We start from the raw sequence: 6,512 nt of genomic DNA on the forward strand, positions 1-6,512 counted from the left end.
CATTGACTCACTGAGTCATTTGAACCCGTCCCCATTGACTCACCCGAGGCGCCTCTAGAGGGCCTCTTCCGGCGCCCCTTTTGAGCTGCGGCTGAGCTCCGCGATATGGGCGAGGAGTGGGACGTGCCGGTTGAACAGGTTGCAGAGGCGACCGACGGCGAGTGCCGAGACGATCGTGCCGATGCCGAGGCCGTTGAGGTAGCCGAAGAACATGAACGACAGCCCGCAAGCGATGACCACGAGCGTGGTGTCGAAGCACATCTTCACCGATCCGAAGGGTTTCTCGGTGACGGCGGACAGGGCGCGCACGATTCCCTCGCCCGGGACGACGATGACGTTCGGAGCGACCTCGACCGAGACGCCGAACGCGAGGATGGCGCATCCGAGCGCAAGCGAGGCGAGCTGTGCGGGCAGCGTCGCGGGCGTGAACCAGGCCAATGCGCCCATGCTGACGTCGATGAGGGCGCTGAACAGGACATTGACCAGGATCTGCGTGAGCTGGAACGGCTTGAAGTCCCGCCTGAGCAGCGCGACCTGCAACGCGATGTACAAGAGGTTCAGCATGAAGGTGGTTTGGCCGAAGGTGAGCGGCAGCTTCAGGTCGAGCACGTAGGGGATGCTCGAGATGGGCGAGGTGCCGAGCGCCGCCTTGGTGATGAACGCGACGCCGAAGCTGTTGATGCATACGCCGAGGACGAACCAGATGTAGCGCTGCAGGAGGCGTTCCGAACGCAGGCGCTCCGCGAAGCGCGCCTTCCCCTGCGGCGTCGATGCGGAGGTGCTCGGCACCGGCTTCGCGATGCGTCCGCCCCGCTCCAGGATCGTCATATCCTCCCACGTGCCCTCTGCTTCCGCTGCCGCTTCACTCATGCGCGATCCTCCTGTTCATGCTGCTGTAAATTCCGGATAACCTGGTCGAGCAAGTGCGAAAGCCGTCGGCGCTCGTCGGTATCGAGGCCCTGCCATGCGATGTCATCGACCTCGCTACGGCAGTCCAGCACGTCGGAGGCTGCGGAACGGCCTTTCTCGGTGAGAAACACGGCGACGACGCGTCGATCGCCCGCCTTGCTGCAGCGCTCGATGAGCCCAGCATCTTCCATGCGCCCCAGTACGCTCGTGACGGTCGACTTGTCCATGACGCACGACTGCGCGATCTCCTTCTGTGTGCATCCATCGTGCAGCGCGAGGTGCTCGAGCACCTTGGGCTGACCCGGCATGAGGCCGCACTGCCGCGTGCGGGCGCGCATGGCGCGATTCGAGTACGAGAACGCGACGAGCAGCTGGTGATGGATGGGCACTATCCCGAAGGCGAGGCTATCGCCGGCGCCCGCCCCGCATGCTGGGGCGGTTTCCCTGCACGTGGGTTCGGTGCGGGAATCGCAGATGCCGGGTGCGGGTATCGGTTCCGGTAGATGCATCGCGCTCCTCTTCTGGTCATCCTATTAATAGTTGGTATTCAAACTAATAATACCGTTCATCGATAAAGTCAAGCCGTTCGCGGATGCATCGTTCGGGATAGAACCCGAAACGCCGCCCTTTTGTCCCGTGTGAGACATTGGGGACGGGTTCGTTTGACTCACTGAGTCATTTGAACCCGTCCCCATTGACTCATTGCGCGCTGTTCGCTTCTCGGGCGAGCTCGCGTTGAATGAGGTTCCTGCCAAGGCCGGTCGCCCGCTCCATCTTTCGGATGGAAAGCCCCGCCTGCTTGAGCGCCTGGAGGCATGCGAGCCGCTTCTTTGCCGGCAGGGTTTTGACGAGGTACGGCGCCATGCCGCGCAGCAAGCGTTTCGCCACCTGCATGAGCTCCCCGTCGTCGAGTTTCGCGGGAATCGCGAACGTATAGGTATCGCGCCCGCCCTCCTCGCTGAACGCGGCGAATCGCTCCCGGCCTCCGATGAGCTCGAGCACGGGCTTGGGGTCGACGATGCTCGGCGTGCCGACGTACTCGCCGTAGCTGCTCCAAGGATAGGCATCTCGCGCGTAGCCCCTGTCCCGCGGATTGTCGTGGATGTTGCGGACGGCCTGCAACAGGTAGGCGTCCGTCTCGATTGCCTTGCTCTTGAAGCGCCCCTGAAAGACCGACCCCACGTGTCCGGTGGTCTCGTTGAAATAGCGCGCGTAGCGTGTCTCGAGCGCATGCATCATGGCGGTCAGCTCGGCATCGCGATCCGAGACCAGCAGGTGCGCGTGGTTGTCCATGAGGCACCACGCGATGAGCTCGATGCCGTTGTCGCCCAGGCATGTGCGAAGCATGTGCAGGAACGCGCGCCGGTCGGTGTCATTCGAAAAGATGACCTGTCGCCCGTTGCCACGCACCATGACGTGATAGAAGCCGCTTTGGGATCGCTGTCTCGGTTGCCGTGCCATACCCGCTCCTTCCTGTCCGCCGCTTCGGAGCCGCGATGTCGGGGCCCCAAATTTGTGGTGGGGGAGTTCTGTAGTAGCACAGCGGGAGCGCCGCCGGGCGTAGAAATGCCTGGTTTCCGTAGGCGGTTTGCGCGCTGCGGCGAGCGGAAAGGGGACTGCGCACGGAGGAAATCGGGGTTGTGGGGGAGCTGTGATGGGTGCCAGAACGTGGACAGATGCCTGTTGGCACAACGCACCCCGCCATCGGTTGACCGTCGATGGCGGGGCGCGTCTTCGCTATGCCTGAGTCAAATGAACCTGTCCCTATTGACTCGGTGAGTCAATTGAACCCGTCCCCAATGACTCGGTGAGTCAAATGAACCCGTCCCCAATGACTCATTCGGCGCGGAGGGCGTCGACCACGCTCGCGGCGTTGGTGCGCCGCAGGGCGTAGGTCACGCTCGCGAGGATCACCGCGGCGACCACGACCACCGCGATGCCCACCTGCAGCCACGGCAGGCTGAACTCGTAGGTGGTGTACGAGAGCATCATGGACTGGTAGAGCCCGAAGGAGGCGAGCGCAGCGACGACGAAGCCGATGATAAAGCCGCGCAGCGCGTAGCTCGCGCACTCGTAGGCGATCATGCGGCGGAACGCCCGGTTGCCCATGCCGATGGACTTGAGCATCGCGAACTCCCGGCGGCGCAGGATGAGCGCGTTCGCGAGCGTGTTGAACACGTTCGCCACGGCGATGAGGCCGGTGATGGCGGCGAAGCAGTAGATGAACGTGTTCACCGTGGTGGCCATGAGGCGCGCTTGGAGCTTGCCCTGGGCGACGTTCGTGTAGGTGATGTCGAGCTCGGGGTAGTCGGCGGCGATGTCCTCGATGGCCTCCTGCGCCTCGCTGGCGCGCGCCGCGTCACCGCCCGTGTCGAAGGACATGCTCGCGCGCACGTACCCGGCGCCCTCGGCGAGGTCGATCGCGGAGGCGGGCAGGATGAGCTGGGGCGTTCCCGTGGCGGTGGTGCATCCGGGACGCGTCTTCGCGAGCGCGCCCACCGTGATGTCCTGCTCGCGCGCGACCGCCTCGGCATAGGGCAGGTAGTGCGGCTCGCCCTCGTCGTCGTAGTACAGCGCGCGCAGGCCGCCTGCCGGGTCGTCCTCGATGCCGGAGATGAAGCGGCCGTCGAGGTCGGCGAATTCGAGCGAGCGGATCGTGCCTGTGCCCTGGAACGGCTGGTAGTTGCTGTACTTCTCGCCGTCATGGACGTCGTAGTCGTTCACCGCGATGGCCTGAGGCTGCGCGGGGTAGCAGAAGGCATCGCGCGAGAGGCCGAGCGCATCGACGTACGCCTCCCAGCTCGCCTCGTCGACGAAATCGAGGTAGGCGCTGCCGTACCACGAGCCGTCCGCGAGGAGCGGGCCTCCGCTCTCGAGGTTCTCGACATCGCTATCGAGCATGCCCGCGGGCATGAGCGCCTCGGCGACGTAGGAGGTCGTATAGCCGTTCGGCGCGGCGTCCTCGATGTCCTGCACGTCGGCGTAGAAGCGCTCGAGCGCGTCCTGCATGCCCGGGCCGTCGACCTTGCCGTCTGCGAGCGCGAGCGACTGGTCCGCACCGGCGCCCGTGGCGTCGATATAGAGGATGAGGTCCTGTCCCTCCATGGTATCCACCGTGGTGCCGCTCGCGTAGCTCATGACATCGGCGATGGAACCCGATGTGATGAGGAGCGCGACCGAGACGGCGAGCGCGGCCACCGTGACGCGCCCCTTGGACGACGCGCGCGTGAGGTTCCGGTGGGCGATGAAGCCGGGGACGCCGAAGAGGCGGCCGGCGAGGCCGAGCGGGCGGGCACCCGTGCCGGCCGTGCCGTTCGCGTCGCCCCGTGCCGCGCGACGCAGTGCCCGGCGCGCCCGACGGGTGAGGTGCACGTCCTGCGTCTGGCGGATGGCGTCCACGGCAGAGACGCGGCTCGCGCGGATCGCGGGCACCCAGGCGCTCACGAGAAGCGTGACGAGGCTGAGCAGCACGGCGATGCCGAGCGCCACAGGGCTCACGACCACGCTCGCGGCCGCGCCGCCGGAGAGTGCGGCGATGCCGTCGCCGAGCAGGCCGAACACCACGAAGCAGCCGGCAAGGCCGAGGAGGAGCCCGGCGGGGATGCCGATGCCGCCGATGATGAGCGCCTCGACGAGCACGGTGCGGCGGAGCTGCCGGCGACTCGCGCCCAGGCTCGAGAGCAGGCCGAACTGGCGCGTGCGCTCGGCCACCGAGATGGCGAACGAGTTGTAGACGAGCGACACGCCCGCCACCACCACGACGGCGGCGAGGATGCCCGCGATCTGGTAGAGCGTGTTCCAGATGGCGGTGTCCGGCGTGGCGCCCATCCAGCGGATGAGGGAGGTGTGGACGGCTGAGGCACCGTCGATGGTGCGCCCGTGGACGTCGACGATCTCGTCGGCGAGCTGCTCCGCGTCCGCCGGGTTCGCGGTGCGGAAGAGCGCGCCCACCCACGTCGCATCGGACGCGTCGGAGATCGCGCGCTCGGCGGCGCTGCCATCGTCGTAGATGTAAGCGATGTTGCCTTGGAGCGAATAGGTGGTGGAATACCCGTAGGCGCGGTAGAACCCCACGACGGTGCCCTCGACGCTCCCGAGATCCGCATCGTAGGCCTCGGTCTGGGTCGCCTCATCGATGTAATCGCCGCGTATCGCCGTCACCGTGGCGCTCGCGCCGTCCGACAGGTTCGTGACGGTGCGCGTGCCCAGGTCGAGCGTGATGTTGCTGCCCACCTCGATAGGGCCGCCGCTCGCGGTCGAGAGGCCGCAGGGCGCGAGCTCGACGTTCTGCAGGTAATGGGGGAGGAGGATCTCGCCCGGCGCCTCCGGGGCGCGGCCGGAGACGATCTCGGGCGTGGAGATGAGCGGTTCGTCCTCGCCGCGCATATCGGACCAGGTCTTCACGTAGAGGTACTTCCCGAAGAGGTCGGAGTTATCCTCGCCGAGGGAGACGGTGCCCAGGTCCGTGATGGTGAGCAGGTCGGTGACCTCCGGATCGGTTTCCAGGCGCTCGAGGTCATCTGCCGTGATGCCTGCGGCCTCGGCATACCACCAGCCCTCGTCGGCCGCCGTGCGCTCGATGAGCATGTTCGAGAGCGATACCACGCTCGTGAGCACGGCGGTTATGAGCGCACACGAGAGAGCGACGCCGATGATGGAGACGACGGTGCGCGTACGGTTCTTCGCGAGCGACCGCAGCGTGAAGCGGGTGAAGATGCCCATCCTAGCGCACCTCCTCCGACGCCGCGCGCGCCGCGCCGCCCAGGTGCGCCGAGGGCGCGGGACGGCGGCGCTCATCGCGCACGAGGCGGCCGTCCTCGATGGCGATGACGCGGTCGGCCATGAGCGCGATGTCCTCGTCGTGGGTGATGACGATGAGCGTCTGCTTGAGCTGGCGGTTCGAGTCGCGCAGCAGGGTCATGATCTCGGCCGAGTTCTTGGAATCGAGGTTGCCGGTAGGCTCGTCGGCGAGCACCACGGCCGGTGCGTTCATGAGGGCGCGGCCGATGGCGACGCGCTGCTGCTGCCCGCCGGAGAGCTGGTTGGGCAGGTTGTGCTCGCGGCCGGTGAGGCCGAGCGCGCGGAGCAGCATCTGGAGCCGCTGCTCGTTCACCGGGCGTCCGTCCATGCGCACGGGCAGCGTCATGTTCTCCACCACGTCGAGCACGGGGATGAGGTTGTAGAACTGGTAGACGAGGCCCACCTCGCGGCGGCGGAAGACGGCGAGCTGCTCGTCGTTGCGTGCGAAGATGTCCTGGCCCTGCAGGCGCACGGTGCCCGAGGTGGGGCGGTCGACGCCGCCCATGAGGTGCAGAAGGGTCGACTTGCCCGAGCCCGAGCTGCCGATGATGGCGATGAACTCGCCCGCCTCGACGGCGAACGAGACGTCGTCGAGGGCGCGCACGGCCGTCGGGCCCGTGCCGTAGACTTTGGTGAGGTGCTCCACGGAGAGGATGTTCATGGCTGCTCCCAGCGTTTGCGCGGATACGTCACCAACCATACTGCATGCGCGCCCTTGCGCCCAGATGACCACCGCGTGACAGTTTCGTCACGTGAGTCACGTGAGTCAATGGGGACGGGTTCAAATGACTCCGTGAGTCAAT

The 6,512-nt window shown here is 66.4% G+C and carries 5 protein-coding genes; all 5 read right to left on the reverse strand.

Annotated elements, in window-relative coordinates:
* Window positions 1–54: 54 nt before the first annotated feature.
* The 5 genes from BN423_RS00915 to BN423_RS00935 all read right to left on the reverse strand — a co-directional run bounded on the left by BN423_RS00915 (window position 55) and on the right by BN423_RS00935 (window position 6,370).
* The gene (locus tag BN423_RS00915) at window positions 55–870 is read right to left on the reverse strand and encodes a YczE/YyaS/YitT family protein (RefSeq protein WP_019238400.1); all 816 of its coding nucleotides are present in this window, start codon (window positions 868–870) and stop codon (window positions 55–57) included.
* Entirely contained in the window at window positions 867–1,418 is a 552-nt protein-coding gene (locus BN423_RS10560) for a MarR family winged helix-turn-helix transcriptional regulator (RefSeq protein WP_019238401.1), read from the reverse strand. The genes BN423_RS00915 and BN423_RS10560 overlap by 4 nt, the downstream gene beginning before the upstream one ends.
* Before the next feature lie 190 nt (window positions 1,419–1,608).
* The gene (locus tag BN423_RS00925) at window positions 1,609–2,370 is read right to left on the reverse strand and encodes a transposase (protein ID WP_026097303.1); all 762 of its coding nucleotides are present in this window, start codon (window positions 2,368–2,370) and stop codon (window positions 1,609–1,611) included.
* Window positions 2,371–2,745: 375 nt separating this feature from the next.
* Entirely contained in the window at window positions 2,746–5,631 is a 2,886-nt protein-coding gene (locus BN423_RS00930; RefSeq protein ID WP_019238403.1) for an ABC transporter permease, read from the reverse strand.
* Window position 5,632: 1 nt separating this feature from the next.
* Window positions 5,633–6,370: an ABC transporter ATP-binding protein gene (locus BN423_RS00935; protein ID WP_019238404.1), complete on the reverse strand. Its 738-nt coding sequence runs from the start codon at window positions 6,368–6,370 to the stop codon at window positions 5,633–5,635.
* Window positions 6,371–6,512: the final 142 nt, after the last annotated feature.

Origin of the sequence: Enorma timonensis (genome assembly GCF_000321165.1) — a bacterium.
Classification (GTDB): Bacteria; Actinomycetota; Coriobacteriia; order Coriobacteriales; family Coriobacteriaceae; genus Enorma.

Excerpts from the sequence above, each read along its gene's own strand:
- BN423_RS00915 (WP_019238400.1), bottom strand. The coding sequence starts at position 870 with ATGAGTGAAGCGGCAGCGGAAGCAGAGGGCACGTGGGAGGATATGACG.
- BN423_RS10560 (WP_019238401.1), bottom strand. The coding sequence starts at position 1,418 with ATGCATCTACCGGAACCGATACCCGCACCCGGCATCTGCGATTCCCGC.
- BN423_RS00925 (WP_026097303.1), bottom strand. The coding sequence starts at position 2,370 with ATGGCACGGCAACCGAGACAGCGATCCCAAAGCGGCTTCTATCACGTC.
- BN423_RS00930 (WP_019238403.1), bottom strand. The coding sequence starts at position 5,631 with ATGGGCATCTTCACCCGCTTCACGCTGCGGTCGCTCGCGAAGAACCGT.
- BN423_RS00935 (WP_019238404.1), bottom strand. The coding sequence starts at position 6,370 with ATGAACATCCTCTCCGTGGAGCACCTCACCAAAGTCTACGGCACGGGC.